Source organism: Kitasatospora sp. NPDC023118 (assembly GCF_055560875.1).
Map to the genome: position 1 here is coordinate 313,280 of NZ_JBVHHW010000004.1, position 25,302 is coordinate 338,581.

Genomic DNA, 25,302 nt, shown 5'->3' on the forward strand with positions numbered 1-25,302 from the left:
GCCTGCGGCCCCGGCCGAACGACCTCACCGCACTCCCAGGGGGATCACCGCATGACCGCCGACACGCCGCACCCCGGCAAGCTCCCTCCGGTCTTCCAGCCACTCCTCCCCGACGACCCCCCGCAGGTCGGCGGCTACCGGCTGTTCGCCCGGCTCGGCGCCGGCGGCATGGGCCGGGTCTACCTCTCGTACACCCCGGGCGGGCGCCCGGTGGCGCTCAAGGTGGTCCGCCCCGAGTTCGCCGAGGACGGCGAGTTCCGCCGCCGCTTCGCCCAGGAGGTCAGCAACGCCCAGCGGATCCACGGGCTGTACACCGCGCAGGTGATCGACTCCGGCGGCCTGGACTCGGACTCCCCCTGGCTGGTCACCGCGTACGTCCCGGGCCCGTCCCTGCAGCAGGTGGTGCGGGAGCACGGCGCACTGCCGGTGCGCACCGTGCTGCTGCTGATGGGCGGCATCGCCGAGGCGCTGCAGGCGATCCACAGCGTCGAGGTGGTCCACCGCGACCTCAAGCCCGCCAACGTGCTGGTCGCCGGGGACGGCCCGCGGGTGATCGACTTCGGCATCGCCCGGGCCGCCGACGCCACCGCGCTCACCGGCACCGGCTACCGGATCGGCTCCCCCGCCTTCATGGCCCCCGAGCAGGCCCAGGGCCGTGCCGTCACCCCGGCCACCGACGTGTTCGCGCTCGGCGCGCTGGCCGCATACGTGGCCGGGGGCAACGCGCCGTTCGGCGACGGGCCGGACACCGCGGTGCTCTACCGGGTGGTGCACGAGGATCCGGACCTGTCGGCCGTCCCGGCGGACCTGCGCGAGCTGATCCAGCGCTGCCTGGCGAAGTCCCCGGAGGACCGTCCCAAGCCCGCCGAGATCATCCAGGCCGCCCGCAACCATCCGGAGGTCGGCGGCCAGCTGCGGTTCGGCGAGGACTGGCTGCCCCGGCAGGTCAACACCGAGATCACCCGTCGCTCCGACCTGCCCAGGACGCCGCCGACCCCGTTGCCGGCCGCGCCCACCGCCCCGCCGGCCCCGGCCGCTCCCCCGCAGCCGGCCACCGCGCCGGCCCACCCGGCCACCGCCGTGACCCAGCCGCCGCAGCAGCCGGCCACCCCGCCGCAGGGCTTCACGCCGCCGCCGCTCGGCGCGTACGGCGCCCCGCAGCCGCCCACCGAGACGCCGACCGCCCCGGTACTGCCCGCCCCGCCGACCGTCCAGCTCCAGCCGGAGCCGCCGTCCTTCAACACCCCGCCGCCCGGCCCGGTGGTGACGAGCGCCCCGACGCCCGAGCCGGAGCCCAAGCGCAAGGGCGGGGTGTCCTGGAAGGTGCTGCTGACCGTCGCCCTGGTAATGGCCGTCGGTGGCACGGCGGGCGGCGTGGTGCTGATGAAGAAGCTGGACGACGGCAAGAAGCCGACCGCGAGCACCGGCCCGGCCCCCGCGGTCACCGTCACCCAGACCTCCGACCCGGTGCCGCCGGCCGCCACGCCCAGCCCGGGCAGGTCGTCCGGCCGTCCGACCGCGGCCCCGACCGGCGGCACCTCCCCGAGCGGCACCGGCACCCCGCTGCCCGGCGGCACGTACGTCGCGGTCTACACCGACCGGGAGCTGGGCTCGCCGGGCCGCGACTACGGCTTCGAGCTCGCGACCGGCAAGGTGAGCCCGTCCGGGACGTCCGTCACCTTCATGGACCCGGACACCAGCGGCCCGCGGATCGACACCGACTACGACCGGTACATCAGCCGGGACGGCTCGCTCACTCCCGAGCAGTGCTCCGCGGCCATCGACCAGAACCCCACGGCCAAGCTCACCTGGGCGGACGTCCCGCCCGGGCGGGTCTTCTGCGTCCGCAACCGGCAGGACCGCAGCATCGCGATCGTCAAGATGGTCAGCCACGAGGCGGGCAGCGACGCCGTCCGCGTCTCCCTGAGCTACTACCGCTACAACGGCTGACCGGCCCCGTCTATCCTGACCAGGTCAATTCCCATCGGACCGGAGCGAACCGTGTACTTCACCGACCGAGGCATCGAGGAGCTGGAGAACCGGCGCGGCGACGAGGAGGTCACCTTCGAGTGGCTGGCCGAGCGCCTGCGCGAGTTCGTCGACCTCAACCCGGACTTCGAGATCCCGGTCGAGCGGCTGGCCACCTGGCTGGCCCGGCTCGACGACGAGGACGACGACGAGTGACCCGGTGACCGCCGGACGAGGGGCCCGGGAGGCGTTGCCTCCCGGGCCCCTCGCACGTCTTCGAGGGAGCGCCGCCCCGTAGGGGAGGCCTCGGGGTGGGCTCCGGGATTCCTCCGGGGCGGGTTCGGGGCGGAACCGCTTGCTTTTCCCGGCACGCGATATATCGTCTTTAAGAGAGAACGCGATACATCGCGATCAGCGAACGGGAGGCGGCAGAGATGAGCCAGTGGACGATCGAGGGGCCTGGCAGGACCACCTTCGAGGACGCGGTCCGCGCGTTGCACGTGCGCGTCATCGACGGCTCGGTGAACGTGGTCGCGGCCGAGGGCCCGGCCCTGCTGGAGGTCACGGAGCTCAAGGGCGAGCCCCTGCACGTGACCCTGGTGGACGGCGTCCTGACGGTCACCTACAAGGACATCAACAGCTGGAGCGAGTTCGGCGACTGGATCAAGTCGATCGGCTCGGTCCGCAACTTCTTCGACTCCTTCAAGCGCAAGCGCTCCGTCGCGGTCACCCTGACCGTCCCGGCCGGCACCGACGTCAAGCTCGGCACCGTCTCCGCCGACGCCAGCGTCACCGGCATCGACGGCCACGTCTCGGTGCAGAGCGCCAGCGGCGACACCACCCTGGCCGCTCTGACCGGCCGGATCGACGCCAGCACCGTCACCGGCGACGTGGACGCCCAGGCGGTGGGCGGCCGGCTCAAGGTCAACAGCGTCTCCGGACAGCTCACCGTGATCGCCGGCACCGCCGACAAGGTCCAGGCCAACACCGTCACCGGCGCCGTCACCCTGGACCTCGACGTGGCGGGCGAGACCGACGTCAAGGTCAACACCGTCAGCGGCGCGGTCGTGGTCCGCATCCCCTCGCTGGCCGACGCCACCGTCGAGGCCGGCTCCACCAGCGGCGAGGTCTCCAGCACCTTCGACGAGCTCAAGATGAGCAGCACCTGGGGCGCCAAGAAGATCTCCGGCCAGCTCGGCGAGGGCCGCGGCAGCCTCAACGTCACCACCGTCTCCGGCGCGGTCACCGTGCTGCGCCGCCCCGAGCCCGAGGACGACACCCCGGCGGTGGTCAAGGAGCTCCCGGCCGCCCCCGGCTCCGACGCGCCCGCGGGGCCCGACCTCACCAAGGAGGCCTGAGATGACCCCCGTGTTCGGCCACGGCCGGCTCCGGCTCTACCTGCTGAAGCTGCTGGACGAGGCCCCGCGGCACGGCTACGAGGTGATCCGCCTGCTGGAGGAGCGCTTCCAGGGCCTGTACGCGCCCTCCGCCGGCACGGTCTACCCGCGCCTGGCCAAGCTGGAGCAGGAGGGCCTGGTCAGCCACAGCTCCGAGGGCGGCCGCAAGGTCTACCGGCTGACCGACGCCGGGCGCGCGGAACTCGAAGCCCGCCAGGGCGAGTTGGACGAGCTGGAGCTGGAGATCCACGACTCCGTGGCGCAGCTCGCCGGGGCGATCCGGGAGGACGTCCGGGACAGCGCCAAGGACCTGCGCGAGGAGCTGTGGCAGGCCGCCAAGCAGGCCCCCCGGCCGGACCGCGCCGAGGGCGGCGGCGACCCGTGGGCCGGGCCCTGGAGCGACAACGAGTCCTGGCAGCGCGCCAAGGAGGAGTTCGCCCAGTTCAAGCGGCAGGCCAAGGAGCAGGCCAAGCGCGCCCGGGAGCAGGAGAAGGCCGCCAAGGCCAAGGCGAAGGCCGCCGAGGAGGAGTCCCGCCGGCTGCGCGAACAGGCCAAGGCCTCCCGCACCGCCGCCCAGCAGGAGGCGCTGCGGATCAAGCGCCGGGTCGAGCAGCAGGTGCGCGAGCACGCCGCGAAGGGCGACTGGCCGACCGGGCTGGCCGAGGGCCTGTCCGAGCTGACCAAGGGCCTGGCCGGACTGGCCGACGCGGCCCGCTGGGGCCAGCCCGCGGACGAGCCGGCCGAGAAGATCACGGTGACCCGGATCGACCTGGACAAGGACGGCGCCACCGCCCCCGCCGACCTGCCGTCGTGGGCGCGCACCGACCCGGCCGAGGACCCGGCCCGCGAACTGGAGCGGCTGCTCGACCGCTTCCGCGACCAGGTCCGCGACGCGGCCCGGGACGGCGGGGTGAGCGCCGACGAGCTGGCCGAGGCCCGCTCGGTACTGGGCACGGCCGGCGAGCGGCTGAAGCGGCTGCTCGGCTGAGCCGCCGGCCCCGACAAGTCGCCGGCCCCCCGACGGCTTCGGCCCGGTGCCCCGTTCGAGGGGCGCCGGGCCCGCCGCACTCAAGGACGCCGTGAATCAGGGGTTGAGCACGATCTTGCCGAAGACGTCGCCCTTGGCCAGCCGGGCGAAGCCCTCCCGGGCCTCGGACAGCGGCAGCACCGAGTCGATCACCGGACGGACGCCGGCGGTCGCGCACAGCGACAGCAGCCCGGCCAGCTCCTCCTTGGTGCCCATGGTCGAGCCGACCACCTTGAGCTCCAGGAAGAAGATCCGGTTGAGCTCGGTGGCACTCGGGTTGGGGCCGGAGGTGGCACCCGAGATGACGATGGTGCCGCCCGGGCGCAGCGACTTCACCGAGTGCGACCAGGTCGCGGCGCCGACCGTCTCCATCACCGCGTCCACCCGGGCGGGCAGCCGGGCGCCGCTCTCGAAGGCCGCGTCCGCGCCGAGCTCGACCGCCCGGCGGCGCTTGGCCTCGTCCCGGCCGGTGACCCACACCCGCAGGCCGGCCGCCTTGCCGAGGACGATCAGCGCGGTCGCCACCCCGCCGCCGGCCCCCTGCACCAGAACGGTGTCGCCGGGCCTGACCCCGGCGTTGGTGAACAGCATCCGGTAGGCCGTCAGCCAGGCCGTGGGCAGGCAGGCGGCCTCCTCGAAGCTCAGCTCGGCGGGCTTGGGCAGCAGGTTCCAGGTGGGCACGGCCACCTGCTGGGCGAAGGTGCCCTGGTAGCGCTCGGTCAGGATGGACCGGGGCTCGTTCGGGCCCACCCCGTGGCCGGTCTGGCCGATCACCGAGTGGATGACCACCTCGTTGCCGTCCTCGTCGACCCCGGCGGCGTCGCACCCGAGGATCATCGGCAGCTTCTCGGCGGGCAGGCCGACCCCGCGCAGCGACCACAGGTCGTGGTGGTTGAGGCTGGCGGCCTTGACCGTGACCACGCTCCACCCGGGGCGGGCCTGCGGCTCGGGGAGTTCACCCAACTCCAGCCCGCTGAGCGGGTCGTCGGCATCGATACGTGCGGCGTAGGCAGCAAACATGTCCCGGACGATAGCCGGGACGGCCGAGGCCGGGAACCACGCGTGGGTGTGACGCGTGTCCCGGCCTCAGGCTGTGACTGCCCCCTGATTCCCCCGCTCGCCCGGAGGCCCGGGGGCAGACTCCCCTCGTCCGGGGCAGGGTTCGTCAGATCGTCAGATCCGCGCCACGCCCTCGGCGCGGGCGGCCTCGGCCACCGCCTTGCTGACCGCCGGGGCGACCCGCTCGTCGAACGGCGAGGGGATGACCTTCTGCGGCGTCAGCTCGTCGGCCACCACGCCGGCCAGCGCCTTGGCGGCGGCCAGCTTCATGCCCTCGGTGATCCGCGAGGCCCGCACCTGCAGGGCGCCGGCGAAGATGCCCGGGAAGGCCAGCACGTTGTTGATCTGGTTCGGGAAGTCGCTGCGCCCGGTGGCGACGACCGCCGCGTACTTGTGCGCGACCTCGGGGTGGATCTCCGGGTTGGGATTGGCCATCGCGAAGATGAACGCGCCCTCGGCCATGGTCGCCACGACCTCCTCCGGCACGGTGCCGCCGGAGACGCCGATGAACACGTCGGCGCCGGCCAGCGCGTCGGCCAGCGAGCCCTTGAGGCCGGTGCGGTTGGTCAGCTCGGCGATCTCGGCCTTGACGTCCGTCAGGTCGCCGCGGCCCTCGTACACCACGCCCTTGCGGTCGCACACGGCCACGTCGCCGATGCCCGCCGCCAGCAGCATCTTGGCGATGGCGATGCCGGCCGCGCCGGCGCCGGAGATGACGGCCCGCAGCGAGCCGATCTCACGGCCGGTCACCTCGGCCGCGTTCCACAGGGCCGCGGTGGTGACGATCGCGGTGCCGTGCTGGTCGTCGTGGAAGACCGGGATGTCCAGGGCCTCCTGGAGCCGGCGCTCGATCTCGAAGCAGCGGGGGGCGGAGATGTCCTCCAGGTTGACGCCGCCGAAGGACGGCGCCAGCCGGACCACGGTCTCGACGATCTCGTCGGCCTCGGTGCAGGCGAGCGCGATCGGCACCGCGTCCACGCCGCCGAACTGCTTGAACAGGATGGCCTTGCCCTCCATCACCGGGAGCGAGGCCTCCGGGCCGATGTCACCCAGGCCCAGCACCGCGGTGCCGTCGGTGACCACCGCGACGGTGTTGGACTTCCAGGTGTAGTCGTTGACCAGCTCCGGCTGCTCGGCGATGGCCGTGCAGACCCGGGCGACACCGGGGGTGTAGGCGAGGGACAGGTCGTCCGCGTCGCGCACCGGCACGGTCGCCCGGATCTCCATCTTGCCGCCGCGGTGGAGCGCGAAAACGGCGTCGACCGGATCGTCGGTGTCCTGGGTGCTGCTGTGAATGATCTCCGCTGCCACGATGACCTCTTCGTCATTGATCTGGCGAGGTGCGCGGCCGACAGGACGACCCGGCCGGAAACCGGAAACCGGGTACGCCGAAGCGGACCCGGGGTCAGGGTCGGGGCGCCCGTCGGGTGGCGCCCTCGGATGAGGGTTTTATGGGGTCTTGTGTTGTCCGCGTCGTGCTACCGGGCCGAGCGTAAGTCGGACAAAGGCATCGCACCTATGCCTTTTCGTCCTCGTCACGTGACGTTCATCGCCGCGCTGTCGCGTCAGCTGGGGCCCGGCGTCGGAAGCGACGGGCTCCGGCGGCGGCAACGGCGTAAACGCACGCACACCCGCAGGAGTGAACGCAGATCCGGAGGGGAGTCGGCACCCCGGATACGGAGCCACGTGATGACTTCCGTTCCTGGGCACCCCGAGCCTGTCGGGGCTCGTCGGTCTGGTTCGAGCGTTCGGGGGTCACCCGGTACCGAATTCTGACACACCCGCTGCCGGGCCCGGCAGGGTGGGATGTCAGGATCGCTTGTCCGCCATTCGGCGGACACCACCGCGACACCCCGGCGACCGCGCGTCCCACCTACAGGAGCAGCCCTCATGCCTCATGTCCCCCAGGTCCGCCGTCCGGCCGTCGCCGGAGCCGCACTGGCCGTCGCCGGCGCCCTGCTGCTCACCGGCTGCGGCGGTGACGGGCCGACCGCCGCGAGCGACCCGGTCAAGGACATCCGCGCCAAGCTGCCCAAGGCCCAGCGCTCGGCCGGGGTGCTGCGCATCGGCATGGACGTCAACTACGCGCCGGTGGAGTTCCGCGGCCAGGACGGCAAGCCGACCGGCCTCGACCCGGAGCTCGCCACGGCCCTCGGCCGGATCCTCGACGTGCGGATCGAATTCGTGGACACCCCCTTCGACAAGCTGATACCGAACCTGCAGGGCAAGCAGTTCGACGTGGCGATGTCCGCGCTCAGCGACGTCCGCCAGCGCCGCGAGGGCCTGGACGAGAACGGCAAGCAGGTCAACCCGGGCGTGGACTTCGTGGACTACTTCATCGCCGGCACCTCGATCGTCGTCCCGAAGGGCAATCCCAAGGGGATCAAGACCCTGGACGACCTGTGCGGCAAGACCGTCGCCTTCCAGCAGGGCACCAACCAGGACGACATCGCCACGCGGCAGGTGACCGTCTGTGCCCGCACCGGCCGTCAGCTGACCGTGCACAAGTTCGACACCGACGCCAAGGCGCTGGCCGAGGTCGCCTCCGGCGCCGCCGCGGCCGGCCTGAACGACTTCCCGGTGGCCGCCTACGCGGCCAAGACCACCGACGGCGGCGGCCGCTTCGAGGTGACCGGCGCCCAGTCCACCTCCAACCCGTACGGGATCGCGGTGCGCAAGCCGGACACCGACCTGCGGGACACCCTGTCCAAGGCGGTCGACCAGCTGATCCGCAGCGGCGAGTACGACAAGATCCTCGGCAAGTGGAACGTGAGCGCCGGCGCGGCGCAGAACGCGGTCGTCAACGGGGGCATCTGAGCGACGGCAGCCGGGCCGGGGGCGGGCGGCCCCCGGCGGGCCTCCGGGCGGACTGCGGAGGGATCTGCATACTTATACACAGGGTGACAGGGGCACGCGATTCGTCCGAATAGCGGACGTCGCGAGCCCTTGTTATCCGATTTTGATCTGGATGAGGGCCACTTGACCGTCATCAGATGGCAGGATTCCCCCCATCTCTGATCGAGCCGACCACTGGTCGAGGCGGTTCCGGTCAACGTCCACCTCGGCGGAGGGTGGCGGAAGCAGTACCCCGCACCACCCTGGGCGGCTCCCTGCGCCCAAGGCACTGCACCACCCGGCATGCCCGTACGACGACGTACAGCGACATACCCATCCGTACGGCTCCGTACGGCCAGCTGCCCGGTGCGCCGCTCCCGCGGCGTACTCCGCCCGATTTCTCTCCCCAGGAGGAGATCCCCCTCATGACCGCCCGTACCCAGCGCACCCGCCTCTTCGCGGCCGGCGTGGCCGCCGTGTCCGTGTCCCTCGTGCTGAGCGCGTGCAGCAGCAGCAAGAGCGAAGGCAGCGGTGCGCCCAACGCCAGCGCGACCGTCAATGAGGTCAAGGCCGACGACAAGCTGGTCGCCCTCGTCCCGGCCGACATCAAGTCGGCCGGCAAGCTCGTGGTCGGCGCCGACGCCTCCTACGCGCCGGACGAGTTCAAGGACGACAGCGGCAAGGTCATCGGCATGGACGTCGACCTCGCCACCGCCATCGCCGCCAAGCTCGGTCTGAAGGCCGAGGTCCAGGACTCCGGCTTCACCGCGATCATCCCCGGCATCCAGTCGAACAAGTTCCAGCTCGGCATGTCGTCCTTCACGGACAACAAGGAGCGCGAGCAGGTCGTCGACATGGTGACCTACTTCAACTCCGGCAGCGCCATCGCGGTCAAGAAGGGCAACCCGGAGAAGATCGACCCGAAGGACCTCTGCGGCAAGAAGGTCGCCGTCCAGACCGGCACCACCCAGGCCGACGAGATCAAGGACACCCGCAACCCGGACTGCGCCAAGGAGGGCAAGCCGGGCATCCAGAACGACGGCGACAAGTTCGACCTCCAGACGGACGTCACCAACGCCGTGGTCTCCGGCCGCGACCAGGCGATGATGGCGGACTCCCAGGTCGTCGACTACGCGATCAAGCAGGCGGGCGGGCAGCTGGAGAAGCTCGGCGACACCTACGGTGTGGCCCCCTACGGCGTCGCCCTGGCCAAGGGCTCCAAGCTCACCCCGGCCATCCAGGGCGCCGTCCAGTCGCTGATCGACGACGGCACCTACAAGCAGATCCTCGCCAAGTGGGGCGTCGAGTCCGGCGCCATCGACAAGTCGACCGTCAACGGCGCCGTCAGCTGACCCCTCGTACGCTCCATCTCTCCCCCGAGGCCACACCGTGAACTCTCTGGACAAGGGGACGGCTGGACCGGGACGGCCTGAGACCATCAAGGCCGTCCCGGTCCGCCACCCCGGACGCTGGGCGGGCGCAGTCGTCATCGCCGTACTCGCGGCGATGCTGCTGAGCGCCCTCTTCACCAACCCCGCATTCAAGTGGGACATCGTCGGGCAGTACCTGTTCCACGACAGCATCGTGCACGGCATGGTCGTGACGCTGGAGCTGACCGCCCTCTCCATGCTCATGGGTGTGGTCGGCGGCATCATCCTCGCGGTGATGCGCCTGTCCCCGAACCCGCTGCTCGCAGGCACCGCCTGGGTCTACATCTGGGTCTTCCGCGGCACCCCGGTACTGGTGCAGCTGGTGATCTGGAACTTCCTCGGCCTGATCTGGGCCAAGCTGTCGATCGGCGTCCCGTGGGGACCGGAGTTCTGGTCGGAGCAGACCAACGTCCTGATCCCGACCTTCGTCGCCGCGCTGCTGGGCCTCGGTCTCAACGAGGCCGCCTACATGGCGGAGATCGTCCGCGGCGGCATCCAGTCGGTGGACGAGGGCCAGACCGAGGCCGCGCACGCGCTCGGCATGAGCCGGTTCCAGACCATGCGGCGGGTCGTCCTGCCGCAGGCCATGCGGGTGATCATCCCGCCGACCGGCAACGAGACCATCTCGATGCTCAAGACCACCTCGCTGGTCTCCGTGATCTCCCTGGAGGAGATCTTCCGGGCCGGCCAGGTCATCTACTCTCGGAACTACCAGAACATCCCGCTGCTGATCGTGGTCAGCCTCTGGTACCTGTTCTTCACCTCCGTGCTGACCATCGGCCAGTACTACATCGAGCGCTACTACGCCCGCGGCTCCAACCGCACCCTCCCACCCACCCCGCTGCAACGGCTTCGGGGCCTGTTCGCCGGGAGGCCCACCCCTAAGACGACCGCCGACGTCGTCCCGGGGCTTGAGGGAGGTGGTCACGTATGACCGATCTGACCAAGACGCCCGCCGACTCCGTCGCGGCCGCCGGGCCCATGGTCCGCGCCGAAGGGGTGCACAAGTCCTACGGCCTGGTCGAGGTCCTCAAGGGCATCGACCTGGAGGTCAAGCAGCGCGAGGTGTTCTGCCTGATCGGACCGTCCGGCTCCGGCAAGTCGACCTTCCTGCGGTGCATCAACCACCTGGAGAAGATCAACGGCGGCCGCCTCTGGGTGGACGGCGAGCTGGTCGGCTACCGGCAGAAGGGCGACAAGCTCCACGAGCTCAAGGACCGCGAGGTCGCCCTGAAGCGCCGCGACATCGGCATGGTGTTCCAGCGCTTCAACCTGTTCCCGCACATGACCGCCATAGAGAACATCATCGAGGCGCCGGTCCAGGTCAAGGGCGAGAGCAGGGCCGACGCCCGCGAGCGCGGCATGGCCCTGCTGGAGCGGGTCGGCCTCGCCGACAAGGCGAAGAACTATCCCTCACAGCTCTCCGGCGGCCAGCAGCAGCGCGTGGCGATCGCCCGCGCGCTGGCCATGAAGCCCAAGCTGATGCTCTTCGACGAGCCCACGTCGGCGCTCGACCCGGAGCTGGTCGGCGACGTCCTGGACGTCATGCGCGGCCTCGCCGAGGAGGGCATGACCATGGTGGTCGTCACCCACGAGATGGGATTCGCCCGCGAGGTCGGCGACGCGCTGGTGTTCATGGACGGCGGTGTGGTGGTCGAGTCCGGCAACCCCCGCGAGGTGCTCACCAACCCGCAGCACGAGCGCACCAGGGCCTTCCTCTCCAAGGTGCTCTGACCCCGCACGACCGGCGCCCGGCAGGCACCTTTCCTGCCGGGCGCCGACGTTTTGCCCAGTCGGGTAATAGGCTGGAAGCATCCGGCCCGTTACCGATCTCTCTGGAAGGACCGCCGTGGAGCTCGCCTCGTACGCCGATCTCGCCGTTCGGCTGGTGAACACCGAGGAACCCGAGCGCGGCACCGACACGCTGACCTCGGTGGACGCGGTGCGCGCCCTGTTCTCCGACTCCTCCCGGGCCGCCGCGCTGGCCGACGAGTCCGACGTGCCCAGGCTGCGGGGCGTGCGGACCAGGCTGCGCGGGGTGTTCGAGGCCGCCGCCGAGGGGGACGAGGTCCGGGCCGTCGACCTGCTGAACAGCCTGCTGATGGAGTACCCCGTCAGCCCGCTGGTGTCCGGGCACGACTACCTGGACGACGCCGGCCGGCCGCGCTGGCACCTGCACCTGGCCGACAACTCGCCGACCGCCACCGCCCACTTCAGCGCGGTCGCCTGCATGGGCCTGGCCGTCCACCTCACCGAACTGGGCGCCGACCGGCTCGGCATCTGCCAGGCCGCGCCCTGCCGCAACGCCTACCTGGACACCTCGACCAACCGCTCCCGCCGCTACTGCTCGGACCGCTGCGCGACCCGCGCCAACGTGGCCGCCTACCGGGCCCGCAAGCGCCAGGAGGCCGAGGCGGCGCTCAGCGCCGGGCAGTAGGCCTCAGAGTTCTTCGACGAAGACCCCGAGACGGCGGGTCAGGCCCGGCACCCGGGCCAGCCGGGGGCTGATCAGCAGCCGCTCCAGCCGGCGGCCCGGCGCCAGCCAGGCCGGGCTCGGGCGCAGCCGCAGCAGCACCCGGCCGAGCACCAGGTCGTCCGGGACCGGGCCGTAGCTGCGGCTGTCACTGTCCACCGGCCGGTTGTCGGACAGCAGCCACCAGCCATTCGGGCGGCGCTCGGCCGCCCGCTTCACCACCAGCAGGTCCTGCTGGAGGGGGTGCCGGAACAGCACCACCGCGCCCGGCCGGATCGGCGCGCCGTAGCGGACTAGCAGTTGGTCGCCGTCGCGCAGGGTCGGGACCATCGACGGGCCCGCCACGTCGACCAGCCCGAACGGCACCACGCCGCCCCCCGAACCGCCCTGCGGCTCCGCGCTCCGCGCCACGACTCCTCCTCCCGGACCAACCGCACCCAGTCTGCCGTACGGACCGTCATCCGTTCGATGTCCGGATTACCCCGGTTCCGGGTCCGCCTTTCGCCCTAGGCCCACCGCCCGATCGCGAAACCCGGCGGGCGGAAGGGTAATCTCGGGCGCGGGAAGACGATCTAAGGAAGGACTCCCATGTTCTCTCGTCTGTTTGCACCTCGCGCCACCGCTCACGCCCACTGCGACCTGCCCTGCGGCGTGTACGACCCGGCGCAGGCCAAGCTTGAGGCCGAGTCGGTCAAGGCCACCCAGGAGAAGTACCAGGCCAACGAGGACCCGCACTTCCGCGCCCGCGCCATCATCATCAAGGAGCAGCGCGCCGAGGCCGTCAAGCACCACATCTCGGTGCTGTGGAGCGACTACTTCAAGGCCCCGCACTTCGAGAAGTACCCCCAGCTGCACCAGCTGATCAACGACACCCTGAAGGCCGCCTCGGCCGCCAAGGCGTCCACCGACCCGGCCACCGGCCAGGCCCTGCTGGACCTGATCGCCGAGGTCGACAAGATCTTCTGGGAGACCAAGCAGGCCTGAGCCTGACGCGTCGCCACCCGGCCGCCCCCGTCCGCCCGTCGGACGGGGGCGGCCGTGCGTTCACGCCCGACCCGTGCCGGGCGAGGGCACCGGGTCCGGGCCGGGCACCTCGCCGAACGCGGCTTCCTGAGCCGGTCCGGGGGCGAGAGGCAACGGGTGCCGATCGCCCGCGCGTTGGTCCCGCACCCTGTCCGACTGCCCGCGCACCGTCCCGGCCCGCTGACCGGCCCGGATCGCGCCGCTTCCGATCGGGTCCGCCGGGCGTACGCTCAGAGGTACGAGCCGACGGACCCGACCGGAGGAGCGAGATCATGACCACCATGGCGGCGCCGTCCGCCTTCGACACCCGGGCCCTGCGCGAGGGCATCGAGCGCTGCGACTCCGAGGCCCTGCTGGCCCTGTACGCCGAGGACGCCGAACTGCGCGTGGTCGACCGCAAGACCCAGCCCAGCCACCCCCTGGTGATGCACGGGCGGGACGAGATCGGCGCCATGCTGAACGACGTCTACGGCCGCGAGATGACCCACAAGCTGGAACAGGTGGTGGTCCAGGGCGATCACGTCGCCTTCCTGGAGTCCTGCCGCTACCCCGACGGCGTGCGGGTGCTGATGTCCTCGATGGCCGACCTGCGGGACGGCCGGATCGTCGACCAGACCTCGATCCAGGCCTGGGACGAGACCGGGCCCGAGCAGTAGGCTCGCGGCATGATCCGTACCGTCGACGTCACCGACGTCCCCGTCGTCCTGGCCATGATCCGCGAACTCGCGGACTACGAGAAGGCCCCGCAGGAGGCGGTGGCCACCGAGGAGCAACTGCGCGAGGCGCTGTTCGGCGCCAACCCGGCGGTGTTCGGCCTGATCGCCGAGGACGACACCACCGGCGAGCCGGTCGGCTTCGCGGTCTGGTTCCTCAACTTCTCGACCTGGCGCGGCACCCACGGGATCTACCTGGAGGACCTCTACGTCCGCCCGGAGGCCCGCGGCGGCGGCCACGGCAAGGCGCTCCTGCTGGAGCTCGCGCGCATCGCCGTCGAGCGCGGCTACGCGCGGGTGGAGTGGTCGGTGCTCGACTGGAACCAGCCCTCGATCGACTTCTACAAGTCGCTCGGCGCGGTGCCGATGGACGAGTGGACCGTCTACCGGCTCACCGGCGAGGCACTGACCGCCGCCGGCAGTCGTTGAGAGTTGTTGAGAAGTCGCTGAGAAGTCGCTGAACTGACCGGTGAGTACGGGCAAAGGCCCTGCCACCCAGCGTCGCAATGCCTTACCATGAGTAACTCTCGCACCGGGGTGCGGAGCACCCGCGGCGATGGCGGATCAGCGGCATCGGCGCCCCTCCGTGAGGTAGCAACAGCGGTAGTAACAGCGGTAGCAAGGCCCCCCACCGGGGGTACCAAGCAAGCACAGCGCGTCACCCAGGAGGCAAGGGTGTCCCAGATCGACAGCGATCTCGGAGTACAGGACTTCGTGGAGGTCCGGCTGCCCGCGGCGGGGGCCTACCTCTCCGTGCTGCGAACAGCGACGGCCGGGCTCGCGGCCCGGTTGGACTTCACCCTCGACGAGATCGAGGACCTGCGGATCGCGGTGGACGAGGCCTGCGCCATCCTGCTCCAGCAGGCGGTGCCCGGCTCCGTGCTGTCCTGCGAGTTCCGCCTGGTCGGCGACTCGCTGAAGGTGACCGTCGCCGCTCCCACCACGGACGGCAAGGCGCCCGAACGGGACACCTTCGCGTGGACGGTGCTCTCCGCGCTGGCCGGCGAGGTCGACTCCTCGGTCGGCGAGGACAAAACCGTGTCGATCAGCCTGCACAAGAAGCGCGGCGGGTCCGCCGCCCACTAGCCGGGCACCGAGCAGCACCCTGCAAGGGCCGTCCGCCGCTCCCCCACCGGGGCCCGGCGGGCGGCTCCCGGTACCGCCCCCCACGCGGTACGACCAACGAGACGATGCCGGGGCCGACGGCCCCGGTGCTCCCGGAACGGAACGGGGGAATGGCCGTGAGTGATCTGGACCGTACCGGCCTCGCGACGGCGGGCCCTGCCGTACCGACCCAGGCGAGCGTTCCCGGCCTCGCCGCCAACGACGAAGCGCACCCGAAGGACGCCCACCGGATGAGCCACCCGACCGAGCCGACGTCTGAGCCGACGCCCGCCTCCACGCCTCCGCCGGACCAGGCGGACGGGGCCGCGGAGCTGCACGGCGCCGTGCCCGCCCAGGGCTCGCACCGCACCGGCGCCCCGGACCGGGAGGCCGCCCGCGCGCTGTTCGTCCGACTGTCCGCACTGCCCGAGGGCTCCCCGGAGCGCGTCGAGCTGCGCAACCAGCTGGTGCGGATGCACATCCCGCTGGTCGAGCACCTGGCCCGGCGCTTCCGCAACCGGGGCGAGCCGCTGGACGACCTGACCCAGGTCGCCACCATCGGGCTGATCAAGTCGGTGGACCGCTTCGACCACGAGCGCGGGGTCGAGTTCTCCACCTACGCGACGCCGACCATCGTCGGCGAGATCAAGCGGCACTTCCGCGACAAGGGCTGGGCGGTGCGCGTCCCGCGCCGCCTCCAGGAGCTGCGGCTGTCGCTCACCACGGCGACCAGCGAGCTCTCCCAGCGGCACGGCCGCTCCCCCACGGTGCACGAGCTGGCCGAGCACCTGGGGATCTCCGAGGAGGACGTCCTGGAGGGCCTGGAGTCGGCCAACGCGTACTCCACGCTGTCCCTGGACGTGCCGGACAGCGACGACGAGTCGCCGGCCGTCGCGGACACCCTGGGCGCCACCGACGAGGCGCTGGAGGGCGTCGAGTACCGCGAGTCACTCAAGCCGCTGCTGGCCCAACTGCCGCCCCGCGAGCAGAAGATCCTGGTGCTGCGGTTCTTCCGGAACATGACCCAGTCGCAGATCGCCGCCGAGGTGGGGATCTCCCAGATGCACGTGTCCCGGCTGCTGGCGCGGACCTTGGCCCAGCTGCGGGAGAAGCTCCTGGTGGAGGAGTAGGACTGACGGCCACTCAGCTCCTTCGGGCGGCCGCTCAGCAGGCTTCGGCTCGCAGGCTTCAGGACCCCGGCGGCCCTGTGCGCTCAGCCCTCGTGCTGGGTGTACAGGGCCGCCGTCGACTTCGGGTTCAGCAGCGAGCCGATGCCCACCAGGCCGAGCAGGCCGACCACCGCGCCGACCGCGATCATCGCGCCGCCGCTCTGGATCATGTAGTACGCGACCGGCAGGCAGATCGAGTTGGTCAGCACGGCCGGGCTGCGGCCCCAGCGGCGCTCCTTGAGCAGCGCGCGGGCGGCCAGCATCGGCAGCACGCCGAGCAGCACGATGACCAGGCCGCCGAACTCGTTCAGGGCCAGCTGCTTGGCCTGGCCGGACAGCGCGGACACCATGTCCGAGACGCCGGCGACGGCCAGCGCGGCGCCCTCCAGGGCGGTGATGGCGGCGCCCAGGGTGAGCGAAACCGGGCGAGCGGGTGCGGGTGCGGGGGTTTCTGCGGTCACTCCAGCAGGGTAGCCGCCGGTTGGTCCGTACCGACCCGTAGGCTTTCCCCATGCGCGCTCTCCTGGTCGTGAACCACAAGGCCACCACCACCAGTGGCCGGACCAGAGACGTGCTGATCCACGCCCTGCGCAGCGACCTCAAGCTGGAGGTCGCCGAGACGCAGTACCGGGGCCACGCGCGTGACCTGGCCCGCGAGGCGGCGCAGGACGGCACGGTCGACCTGGTGGTGGCGCTGGGCGGTGACGGCACCGTCAACGAGGTGGTGAACGGGCTGCTGGCGCAGGGCCCGGGCGAGAAGGTCCCGCGACTGGCCGTGGTGCCGGGCGGTTCGACCAATGTCTTCGCCCGCGCGCTGGGCCTGCCCAACGACCCGGTGGAGGCCACCGGCGCCCTGCTGAACGCGCTGGAGCAGGGGCAGGAGCGGCCGATCGGGCTGGGCAAGGCGATGACCGAGGGCCTGCCGGACCGCTGGTTCACCTTCACCGCCGGCCTCGGCTTCGACGCCGGAGTGGTCGGCCGGGTCGAGGAGCAGCGCCGGGCCGGGCGCAAGTCCACCCACGCCCTCTACGTGGGGCAGGCGATCCGGCACTACTTCACCCAGCGTGAGCAGCGCCGCAGGGGCCCGGTGACCCTGGAACTGCCGGGCCACGAGGCCGTGCCGGGCCTGGTCCTGGCGATAGTCAGCAACACCTCGCCGTGGACCTTCCTCGGCAACCGTCCGGTCTACCCCTCACCGCTCGCCTCCTTCGACACGGATCTGGACGTCTTCGGAATCACCGTGATGACGGCGTTCGGTACGGCTCGAACGATCCGTCAGATCCTGCGGTCGTACGCACCTTCGAGCGACGGTGCCCCGGCGGCCGGCCCGTCCGGAAAACACGTCGTCTCCTATCACGACGTCAGACACTTCACCTTGGTTTCCCAGGAACCCGTCCCGTTCCAGGTGGACGGGGACCATCTTGGAGACCGGAGTCGCGTCAGTTTCACAGGCGTACGGCGGGCACTGCGTGTGATTGTGTGACCGGAAGTGGGGTTCACCCTTCTTCTCGAACGCACAAGCCCCCTTCACTCCATAGAAGTACTGGCTGTGAGCTAGGCGACACCGAAGAATCAAAAATTCCTCCCCGAGGGGGGTTGTATCCGAGCCCGAGGTTTGCGAACCTCTACATGGCGATCGGGACACATCGCAGCGACGGCGACTCCGGAACCACAGGAGCACCGACCGCGGGGTGTCCCTCGAATCGCCGAATCCCCCAAGCACAGACCACCCGGGCCCGACGGGCCTTTGGTCTCTTTTGCTGTTGTGGGATTCGTGAAAGCGTTCACATTCACAAGCCATTCGATTATGCCGATCGGGCCACCCCCCGCGGCAGGAGGAGTTGGACGACCATGGACTGGCGCCACCGCGCTGTCTGCCGCGAAGAGGACCCGGAGCTGTTCTTCCCGATCGGGAACACCGGTCCTGCTCTGCTGCAGATCGAGGAAGCCAAGGCCGTGTGCCGCCGCTGCCCGGTGATGGAGCAGTGCCTCCAGTGGGCTCTCGAGACCGGCCAGGATGCCGGCGTCTGGGGCGGTATGAGCGAGGACGAGCGCCGCGCGATGAAGCGCCGTGCCGCCCGCAACCGCGCCCGCACCGCCTGATCAGCCCCGTCTGATCACACGCCGTAGCACCAGCAGTAACCGCCGTACCGATCAACACATGATCAAAGGCTTCCCTGCACCTCCTGGTGAAGCCTTCCGCACAAAGGGCCTTGCCCGGCGAGGTCCCGCGACACCGGACCGTCCAGCCACTTGATACTGTTCACAGAGAGCAATATCGTGGAGCTGAGGCGCTCACCGTGTGCAACGCACCGGCGAGGTGCCGCACCACCCAGAGCCCCCGTTCCGGCCGACTCCCCCCGACGGCCGGAACGGGTTGAGAGGCCCTGTCGACCCACCCCCCCCCGGTCGACAGGGCCTCGTTTCTGTTTCCGCGCCCGTCCCGTAAGGGCTTGCGGAGTGCGCACCCGGCGCTTCCGCCGAGCGCACGCCCCCGCCACGCGCCCCGATGCAACGAATTCCCGGCGGGCCTCAGCGCAGATTCCCGGCGGGCCTCAGCGGACGGGGATCTCCAGGATCACCTTGGTGCCGCCGCTCGCGCCGGCCACCATGTCGAAGGTGCCGCCGAGCTCGCCGGTGGCCAGCGTCCGGACGATCTGCAGCCCGAGGTTGCCGGCCGTCTTCGGGTCGAAGCCCTCCGGCATGCCGCGGCCGTCGTCCTGCACCGTGATCAGCAGGTACTCCTCCGGCCTGGCGCCGCCGTTCCAGCTGTCCGACCAGCCCATGCCGGTCGCCGGCGCCCGTCCGCGCAGCGCGCTCACCTCCAGGTTCCCGGAGGCCGTCGGGCCGAAGGCGTGCTCCAGCGCGTTCTGCAGCAGCTCGGTCAGCACCATCGACAGCGGGGTGGCCACCTCGGCGGAGAGGATGCCGAAGCTGCCGGTGCGGCGGGTCGCGACCCGGCCGTCCTGGGACAGCTCCATCACCATCGCCAGCACCCGGTCGGCGATCTCGTCGAAGGCCACCTGCTCGTCCAGCGCCTGGGAGAGCGTCTCGTGCACGATCGCGATCGAGCCGACCCGGCGCACCGCCTCGTCCAGTGCGGCCCGGCCGGACTCCGACTCCATCCGGCGGGACTGCAGCCGCAGCAGCGCGGCGACGGTCTGCAGGTTGTTCTTCACCCGGTGGTGGATCTCCCGGATGGTGGCGTCCTTGGTCATCAACTCGCGGTCACGGCGGCGCAGCTCGGTGACGTCCCGGCAGAGCACCAGTGAACCGGTCAGGGAACCCTTGGGCTTGAGCGGGATCGCACGCAGGGTCACCACGCCCCCCTGCGCCTCCACCTCGGTCTGCCGCGGCGCCCAGCCGCTGGCCAGCTTCACCAGCGCCTCGTGGACGGCCGAGCGGGACGGCGGGGCGAGGTCGGCGGTGGCCCGGCCGAGGTGGCTGCCGACCAGGTCGGTGGTGAGGCCGAGCCGGTGGTACGCGGAGAGGGCGTTGGGGCTCGCGTAGGTGACCACGCCGTCCGCGTCCAGCCGGATCAGGCCGTCGCCGACCCGGGGCGCGGCGTCCATGTCGGCCTGCTCGACGCCGGGGAACGGGAAGCTGCCGGCGGCGATCATCTGGGCCAGGTCGGAGGCGCTCTGCAGGTAGGTGAGCTCCAGCCGGCTGGGGGTGCGGACGGTCAGCAGGTTGGTGTTGCGGGCGATCACCCCGAGCACCTTGCCCTCGCGCCGGACCGGGATGGACTCGACCCGGACCGGGACCTCCTCGCGCCACTCCGGGTCGCCCTCGCGCACGATCCGCCCCTCGTCGAAGGCGGCGTCCAGCAGCGGGCGGCGCCCGCGCGGGACGAGGTGGCCGACCATGTCGTCCTGGTAGGAGGTGGGCCCGGTGTTGGGCCGCATCTGCGCCACCGAGACGTAGCGGATGCCGTCCCAGGTGGGGATCCACAGCACCAGGTCGGCGAAGGAGAGGTCGGAGAGCAGCTGCCACTCCGAGACCAGCATGTGGAGCCATTCCACGTCGGCCCCGGTGAGGGTGGTGTGGCGGCGGACGAGTTCGTTCAGCGAGGGCACATGGCGAGCGTAGCGCCGCCGGTCGGGGCCGGGCGCGGCGGACCGTGCGGTGGCCGTCGCCGACTGCCCGAAGTTGTTTAGACCAATTTTCCGGCCGGCCTGGACAACCCAGATTGGTCTAGTCCACAATGAAAGGGCACCAAGGAGAGGCCCACCGCGCAACTGCCCTGACCGCGCGCGGCCTTCTCCTCGGTCGGACACCACCGAGTGAGGACCCCGCACAGTCCTCGGTCGACTCCGGTGCCCGACGACAGCTCCGGGCTGCGGTGCCGCACGGGTTGAGGGTCCCGTGTCGGCGCCGTGGCCCGTAGTGCTTTTTGGGCACTTCCCCGTCAGCGGCGGACCGTCGGGGCTCTCCCACCGAAACCATGTTCCGCCGCTCAGAGAGCCGGCCCTCTGTCCACAGCCTGTGGACAGAGGGCCGGCTCGATTCGGCCGCGCCCGTCAGCGGGTCTCGGTGACCTTGGCGAGGGCGCGCGGGGCGTCCGGGTCCTGGCCGCGGGCGATGGTGACCTCGTAGGCCAGATGCTGCAGCGGCATGATCTCCAGGATCGGCTGGACCTCCTCGGGCACGCCGGCCGGCAGCGCGAAGCCCGCCGAGGCGGCGTCCACCTGGGCCTGCTGGCCGATCACCATGAGGTCCGCGCCGCGCCCGCGCAGCCGGTCCAGCACCGGTTGCAGGGCCTCGCCGCCCTTGCCGTCCGGGACGATCGCGATGACCGGCGAGACGTTGTCCACCATGGCCAGCGGGCCGTGCAGCAGGTCGGCGCCGGAGAACGGGGTGGCCGGGATGTACGTGGTCTCCATCAACTTGAGCGCCGCCTCGCGGGCGGTCGGGTAGCCGTAGCCGCGCGAGGTGATGACCAGGCGCTGGGCGAAGCGGTAGCGCTCGGCCAGCGCCTTCACCTCGGCCTGCCGGGACAGCACGCCGGCGGCCAGCGCGGGCAGCTCCTCGGCGGCCGAGCCGTCCCCGCCCCGCAGGCCCTCGACCAGCAGGTAGAGCGCCAGCAGCTCGGCGGTGTAGGTCTTGGTGGCCGGCAGCGCCTGCTCCGGTCCGGCCAGCACGTCGATGTGGAACTCGGAGACCTCGGCCAGCGGGGAGCCGGGGTTGTTGGTGACGGCGAGGGTGACCGCCCCGGCCTCGCGGGCGGCCTTGGTGGAGGCGACCAGGTCCGGCGAGCCGCCGGACTGGCTGACGGTGATGACCAGGACATCGGTGAGGTCCGGTTTGGCGCCGTACGCGGTGGTGGTGGACATCGAGGTCAGGCCGGCCGGCTTGCCGAGCAGGATCTCGATCAGGTACTTGGCGTAGAGCGCCGCGTTGTCGGACGTGCCGCGCGCGGTCAGCAGGACGAAGCGGGGGCTGCGGGCGGCGATCTGGGCCGCGATGTCGCGGATCTTGGGCGCGCCCTCGTCGAGGATGCGCTGGAGGACGGCTGGCTGCTCGGCCATCTCCGCCGCCATGATCCGGCCGGGAACGGAAACGGTCTGCGGGTCGGACATCTGGGTGTGCCTCCGATGAGATGGGTCGACCCCGCCCGGGCAGTCACCCGACGGGGATCTCTACGGCGGCGAGTCCGCACACTCGCTGCGGTCTTCCTGGTCTCCTGGCGCAATCCTACGAGGGCGCCCCGCGCCGGGCACCCCCGGACCGCCCCCTCCCGCCCCCTCCCGCCGCCCCCGCCGCGCCGCCGCTCCCGGCGGCGGGCAGGGGCGTGCGGCAGCGGTCCTCCGGTGTCAGGACGGGTTGTTGATCAGCTGGTCGATCGCGGCGTCGGCGTCCTTGGTGGCTTGGTCCACGGACTTGCCCTTGAGGATCGAGGTCAGCATGTCGGGGATGATCTTCTGCTTCTCCACCGCGCCCCAGCCGGGCGCCAGCGGGGTGAACCAGGCGTCCGGGACGGCGTTGGCCGCAGCGGCGGTGGTGGGCTTGTTCCTCAGCGGGTTCAGCTGGGTGAGGTTGTTCGGCAGGATGTCCTTGTCGGCCAGCGCCTGCTCGGACTTGGTGCTGGTGAACATCCGGATCCAGTCGGTGGCCGGCGCCGCCTGCGGGGACTTGGCGGTGACCGCGAGGTCGGAGCCGCCGATGAAGGTGGGCAGCGGCTTGCCGTCCGGACCGGGCATGGTGGCCACCTTGACGGCGTCCTTGAGGCTCGGGTCGCCGGTGACCGGCGCGGTGACGCTGGCCGCCTCGAAGCCGTTGCCGTAGAAGGAGGCGGCGTGCCCGCGGGCCATCGACTCGAACTGGTTCTGCTCGTTCACCGTCAGGTCGCCCTTGTTGTACTTGCGCACCAGGTCGGCGAAGTGGCTGATGCCCTGCTGGGACTTGGGGTCGTGCAGGGTGCCGTGCCAGTTGCCGGCGCTGTCGAACTTGGCGATGCTGCCGCCGTACGCGGCCACGTAGCTCATCGCGGCGTACCAGTACGGGCCGGGCAGGTAGAGCGGGGAGAAGGTCCTGTCGGCCTTGTTCTTGTCGGCGATCCGGTCCAGGGCGGCCAGCAGGTCGGCCTCGGTCTTGGGGAACTCCGCGCTGCCGGTGGCCTGTTGGAAGCCGGTGGAGTTGTAGATGGCGACCCGGGCGCCGGCGTAGTACGGCACGCACCACAGCTTGTCCTGGTAGGTGCAGGTGTTGGCGAGCGCCTTGATCCAGGTGTCGGAGTTGTCGAAGGTGGTGCGGTCCACCGGGGCGAGCGCGCCGGAGAGCACGTACTTCATGGTCTCGGTGTTGCCGAGTTCGACCACGTCGGGGGCGTTGCCGTCGGCGAGGGCCTTGTCGAGCCTGCCGACCTTGTCGGCCCAGCCCTGGTAGACCAGCTTGAGGTTGACGCCCGGGTACTTCGCCGCGAACTCGTCGTTGACCCGCTGGACGATGTCGGGCCAGTTCTTCTGGGCGTCGTCCATCAGCCAGACGGTGACGGTGCCGGTGGCGGCCTTCGGGTCGACGGAGGAGCCCGTGCCGCCTCCCGAGGGTGAACCGGACGAGGAACAGGCCGTCAGTCCGGCGGCCAGGGCCGTGATCCCGAGCGCGGACACGAGCTGACGCTTCTTCACGCCATCCTCCGAGGGTGTTCAAGAGCCGGTGATGCCCGCCGACAGCGTGATGGGCGCCCGCGGCGGAGAGTCCGGGCAGGGGCGGCGCAGAGCTTCGAGGAGGGCGCGATACCACATCCGGCGACGTTCGAATTCGAACCGGATGCATGGACTCTGGCCTAGACCAAGTGTGGTGTCAACGGCCAACCACCCCTGTTTCCAGGGCCGTTGCAGAGCCGTTGTACCGCGTGGCGATCAGTCGCCGGGCCGTCACCCTCGGTGGGACTTGAGGCGGATTTAAGGCTCACTTGAGGGAACACGGTCACCTGACGAAAGCGCAGGTCGACACCGGGAGAACGCATCGGGCCCGCCATGCGGCATACGCATGACGGGCCCGTCGGCCGACGCCTCCCGGACACGGCCGGTGGCGTCTCGTCGATCGGTTCAGCCGATCGCTCCCGGCTGCCCGGTGAGCACCTCCACGGCCGCCAGCCCGCAGACCCGGGCGGCGCCGTGGGTGGCGATGTGGAGCGCGCCGATCGGCTCGGACTGGGGCAGCCCCATCTCCACCACCGCGGCGTCCGGCCGGGCCGCCACCAGGCGGCTCAGCACGGCGGACATCCACGCGTGCCGGTGGGCGTCCCGGACCACCAGCACCAGGCGGCGGCCCTCGGCGCCGGCCACCAGCTCGGCGACCAGGGCGTCCAGCAGCTCCGGGGCGGCCTCGGCGGCCGACACCTCGCGGGTGCGGGTGCCGGGGAAGCGGTCCGCCAGCATGCCGGCCACGCCCCACGGGGTGACGTCGCCGACCGCGATGTTCGGCTCGTCCGAGAACGAGGCCACGTACGGGCGCTCACTCACCGGCAGCACCTCGCGGCCCGGCGCCCGGACCACCCGCAGCGCTCGGCGCGCGGCCCGCAGGCCCACCGCCAGGTCCGGCTCCACCCGCTCGCCCTGGGCCGAGATCCGGCCCCAACTGCCCAGCGCCCGGACCCGTTCGGCGGCGTCCGTCAGCCGCTCCTCGGTGAGCCGGCCCGAGCGCACGCCCGCCACGATGGCGTCGCGCAGCATCAGCACGGTCTCCTCGTCGGCCAGCCCGCCGCCGACGCAGATCGCGTCCGCGCCGGCCGCCAGGGCCAGCACGGTGCCCTCGCCCATGCCGAAGGTGTCGGCGATGGCGCCCATCTCGATCGCGTCGCTGACGATCAGGCCCTGGTAGCCGAGGCCGCCGTCGGCCGGGGCGGCGCGCAGCAGGTCGCGCAGCACGGTCGGGCTCAAGGTGGCCGGCAGCATCGGGTCCAGCGCCGGGATCATGATGTGGGCGGTCATCACGGCCTTGGTGCCGGCCGCGATCGCGGCCTGGAACGGCACCAGGTCGCGGGCGCGCAGCACGTCCAGGTCGACGTCGATGACCGGCAGGCCGTGGTGCGAGTCCACCGCGGTGTCGCCGTGGCCGGGGAAGTGCTTGGAGCAGGCGGCCACGCCGGCCGACTGCAGGCCCTCGACCCAGGCGGCGGTGTGCCGGGCGCACAGTTCGGGGTCGGCGCCGAAGGAGCGGACACCGATGACCGGGTTGCGCGGGTTGGAGTTGACGTCGGCGGTGGGCGCCCAGTTGTAGTTGACGCCGGCCGCGGCCAGCGCCCGGCCCAGCTCGCGGGCGACGTCCCGGGTCAGCGCCGGGTCGTCGATCGCGCCGAGCGCGAGGTTGCCGGGCCAGGACGAGCCGGAGCCCGCCTCCAGCCGGGTCACGTCGCCGCTCTCCTCGTCGATGGCGATCAGGAGGTCGGGGTTCTCCGCGCGCAGCGCCCGGGTCAGCGCGGAGAGCTGGTCGAGGTCGACCACGTTGCGGTCGAACAGCGCGACCGAGCCGAGCCCGGCGGCCAGGTGGCGGCGCAGCCAGGCCGGCGGCTCGGTGCCGACGAAGCCGGGCTGCAGGACGGTCAGGGCGTCGCGGTGCAGCTGGTCGCTGTCCGGGGCGGTGGGAACGAGGATGCTCAC

General features: G+C 71.4%; 24 protein-coding genes. 16 read left to right on the top strand and 8 right to left on the bottom strand.

The genetic code is table 11. The features are described 5' to 3' along the window. Nucleotides 1-51: 51 nt before the first annotated feature. From ACZ3UD_RS07675 to ACZ3UD_RS07690, 4 genes are all read left to right on the top strand, one after another. Entirely contained in the window at nucleotides 52-1,950 is a 1,899-nt protein-coding gene (locus tag ACZ3UD_RS07675) for a serine/threonine-protein kinase (protein WP_465583457.1), read from the top strand. A 51-nt stretch (nucleotides 1,951-2,001) separates the two neighbouring features. Further along, complete coding sequence (locus ACZ3UD_RS07680; RefSeq protein ID WP_270144164.1) at nucleotides 2,002-2,184, top strand: DUF6104 family protein; 183 nt, start codon at nucleotides 2,002-2,004, stop codon at nucleotides 2,182-2,184. A 218-nt stretch (nucleotides 2,185-2,402) separates the two neighbouring features. Continuing rightward, complete coding sequence (locus tag ACZ3UD_RS07685) at nucleotides 2,403-3,326, top strand: DUF4097 family beta strand repeat-containing protein (protein ID WP_465583460.1); 924 nt, start codon at nucleotides 2,403-2,405, stop codon at nucleotides 3,324-3,326. A 1-nt stretch (nucleotide 3,327) separates the two neighbouring features. Further along, complete coding sequence (locus ACZ3UD_RS07690; protein ID WP_465583463.1) at nucleotides 3,328-4,353, top strand: PadR family transcriptional regulator; 1,026 nt, start codon at nucleotides 3,328-3,330, stop codon at nucleotides 4,351-4,353. 96 nt (nucleotides 4,354-4,449) lie between these two features. On the opposite strand, the gene ACZ3UD_RS07695 is transcribed toward ACZ3UD_RS07690, so the two are convergent. Beyond that, nucleotides 4,450-5,412 carry a zinc-binding dehydrogenase gene (locus ACZ3UD_RS07695; RefSeq protein ID WP_465583466.1) on the bottom strand — a complete coding sequence of 321 codons (963 nt, stop codon included), beginning with the start codon at nucleotides 5,410-5,412 and terminating at the stop codon, nucleotides 4,450-4,452. 153 nt (nucleotides 5,413-5,565) lie between these two features. After that, nucleotides 5,566-6,762: an NAD(P)-dependent malic enzyme gene (locus ACZ3UD_RS07700; RefSeq protein WP_465583469.1), complete on the bottom strand. Its 1,197-nt coding sequence runs from the start codon at nucleotides 6,760-6,762 to the stop codon at nucleotides 5,566-5,568. Nucleotides 6,763-7,341: 579 nt separating this feature from the next. Between ACZ3UD_RS07700 and ACZ3UD_RS07705 the strand changes: the two genes are divergently transcribed. The 5 genes from ACZ3UD_RS07705 (at nucleotide 7,342) to ACZ3UD_RS07725 (ending at nucleotide 12,153) form a co-directional block, all read left to right on the top strand. Then, nucleotides 7,342-8,268 (top strand): ABC transporter substrate-binding protein, encoded by a 927-nt coding sequence (locus tag ACZ3UD_RS07705; RefSeq protein WP_465583472.1) that lies wholly within the window; start codon nucleotides 7,342-7,344, stop codon nucleotides 8,266-8,268. A 443-nt stretch (nucleotides 8,269-8,711) separates the two neighbouring features. Beyond that, nucleotides 8,712-9,638 (top strand): ABC transporter substrate-binding protein, encoded by a 927-nt coding sequence (locus tag ACZ3UD_RS07710; RefSeq protein WP_465583475.1) that lies wholly within the window; start codon nucleotides 8,712-8,714, stop codon nucleotides 9,636-9,638. Nucleotides 9,639-9,675: 37 nt separating this feature from the next. After that, nucleotides 9,676-10,650 carry an amino acid ABC transporter permease gene (locus ACZ3UD_RS07715; protein WP_465583478.1) on the top strand — a complete coding sequence of 325 codons (975 nt, stop codon included), beginning with the start codon at nucleotides 9,676-9,678 and terminating at the stop codon, nucleotides 10,648-10,650. Further along, entirely contained in the window at nucleotides 10,647-11,450 is an 804-nt protein-coding gene (locus ACZ3UD_RS07720) for an amino acid ABC transporter ATP-binding protein (RefSeq protein ID WP_465583481.1), read from the top strand. Before ACZ3UD_RS07715 ends, ACZ3UD_RS07720 begins: the two co-directional genes overlap by 4 nt. Before the next feature lie 115 nt (nucleotides 11,451-11,565). Beyond that, nucleotides 11,566-12,153: a CGNR zinc finger domain-containing protein gene (locus tag ACZ3UD_RS07725; protein WP_465583484.1), complete on the top strand. Its 588-nt coding sequence runs from the start codon at nucleotides 11,566-11,568 to the stop codon at nucleotides 12,151-12,153. A gap of 3 nt (nucleotides 12,154-12,156) precedes the next feature. On the opposite strand, the gene sodX is transcribed toward ACZ3UD_RS07725, so the two are convergent. Further along, nucleotides 12,157-12,519, bottom strand: a complete 363-nt coding sequence (gene sodX / locus ACZ3UD_RS07730) for a nickel-type superoxide dismutase maturation protease (RefSeq protein ID WP_465583664.1) — start codon at nucleotides 12,517-12,519, stop codon at nucleotides 12,157-12,159. A 258-nt stretch (nucleotides 12,520-12,777) separates the two neighbouring features. Between sodX and sodN the strand changes: the two genes are divergently transcribed. The 5 genes from sodN to ACZ3UD_RS07755 all read left to right on the top strand — a co-directional run bounded on the left by sodN (nucleotide 12,778) and on the right by ACZ3UD_RS07755 (nucleotide 16,159). Beyond that, complete coding sequence (gene sodN, locus ACZ3UD_RS07735; RefSeq protein ID WP_045699892.1) at nucleotides 12,778-13,173, top strand: superoxide dismutase, Ni; 396 nt, start codon at nucleotides 12,778-12,780, stop codon at nucleotides 13,171-13,173. Between the two features lie 311 nt (nucleotides 13,174-13,484). Continuing rightward, a complete protein-coding gene (locus ACZ3UD_RS07740) occupies nucleotides 13,485-13,868 on the top strand; it encodes a nuclear transport factor 2 family protein (RefSeq protein ID WP_465583488.1) in 384 nt (127 codons plus the stop codon). Between the two features lie 9 nt (nucleotides 13,869-13,877). Continuing rightward, nucleotides 13,878-14,354: a GNAT family N-acetyltransferase gene (locus tag ACZ3UD_RS07745; protein WP_465583491.1), complete on the top strand. Its 477-nt coding sequence runs from the start codon at nucleotides 13,878-13,880 to the stop codon at nucleotides 14,352-14,354. Nucleotides 14,355-14,600: 246 nt separating this feature from the next. After that, complete coding sequence (locus tag ACZ3UD_RS07750) at nucleotides 14,601-15,011, top strand: ATP-binding protein (protein WP_380438548.1); 411 nt, start codon at nucleotides 14,601-14,603, stop codon at nucleotides 15,009-15,011. A 149-nt stretch (nucleotides 15,012-15,160) separates the two neighbouring features. Then, a complete protein-coding gene (locus ACZ3UD_RS07755; protein WP_465583494.1) occupies nucleotides 15,161-16,159 on the top strand; it encodes an RNA polymerase sigma factor SigF in 999 nt (332 codons plus the stop codon). A gap of 83 nt (nucleotides 16,160-16,242) precedes the next feature. On the opposite strand, the gene ACZ3UD_RS07760 is transcribed toward ACZ3UD_RS07755, so the two are convergent. Next, a complete protein-coding gene (locus ACZ3UD_RS07760; RefSeq protein ID WP_465583497.1) occupies nucleotides 16,243-16,659 on the bottom strand; it encodes a hypothetical protein in 417 nt (138 codons plus the stop codon). 50 nt (nucleotides 16,660-16,709) lie between these two features. On the opposite strand from ACZ3UD_RS07760, the gene ACZ3UD_RS07765 reads away from it, so the two are divergent. Together ACZ3UD_RS07765 and ACZ3UD_RS07770 are read left to right on the top strand one after the other, a co-directional pair. Further along, nucleotides 16,710-17,681, top strand: coding sequence for a diacylglycerol/lipid kinase family protein (locus tag ACZ3UD_RS07765; RefSeq protein WP_465583500.1), 972 nt, complete (start codon nucleotides 16,710-16,712; stop codon nucleotides 17,679-17,681). A gap of 368 nt (nucleotides 17,682-18,049) precedes the next feature. Next, a complete protein-coding gene (locus ACZ3UD_RS07770) occupies nucleotides 18,050-18,301 on the top strand; it encodes a WhiB family transcriptional regulator (RefSeq protein ID WP_014138019.1) in 252 nt (83 codons plus the stop codon). A 452-nt stretch (nucleotides 18,302-18,753) separates the two neighbouring features. Here ACZ3UD_RS07770 and ACZ3UD_RS07775 read toward each other — a convergent pair whose 3' ends face one another. The 4 genes from ACZ3UD_RS07775 to ACZ3UD_RS07790 form a co-directional block, all read right to left on the bottom strand. After that, complete coding sequence (locus ACZ3UD_RS07775) at nucleotides 18,754-20,274, bottom strand: sensor histidine kinase (RefSeq protein ID WP_465583503.1); 1,521 nt, start codon at nucleotides 20,272-20,274, stop codon at nucleotides 18,754-18,756. Between the two features lie 444 nt (nucleotides 20,275-20,718). After that, nucleotides 20,719-21,777, bottom strand: a complete 1,059-nt coding sequence (locus tag ACZ3UD_RS07780) for an SIS domain-containing protein (protein ID WP_465583506.1) — start codon at nucleotides 21,775-21,777, stop codon at nucleotides 20,719-20,721. Nucleotides 21,778-22,011: 234 nt separating this feature from the next. After that, nucleotides 22,012-23,325: an extracellular solute-binding protein gene (locus ACZ3UD_RS07785; RefSeq protein WP_465583509.1), complete on the bottom strand. Its 1,314-nt coding sequence runs from the start codon at nucleotides 23,323-23,325 to the stop codon at nucleotides 22,012-22,014. Between the two features lie 423 nt (nucleotides 23,326-23,748). Beyond that, nucleotides 23,749-25,302 carry a glycoside hydrolase family 3 protein gene (locus ACZ3UD_RS07790; protein WP_465583512.1) on the bottom strand — a complete coding sequence of 518 codons (1,554 nt, stop codon included), beginning with the start codon at nucleotides 25,300-25,302 and terminating at the stop codon, nucleotides 23,749-23,751.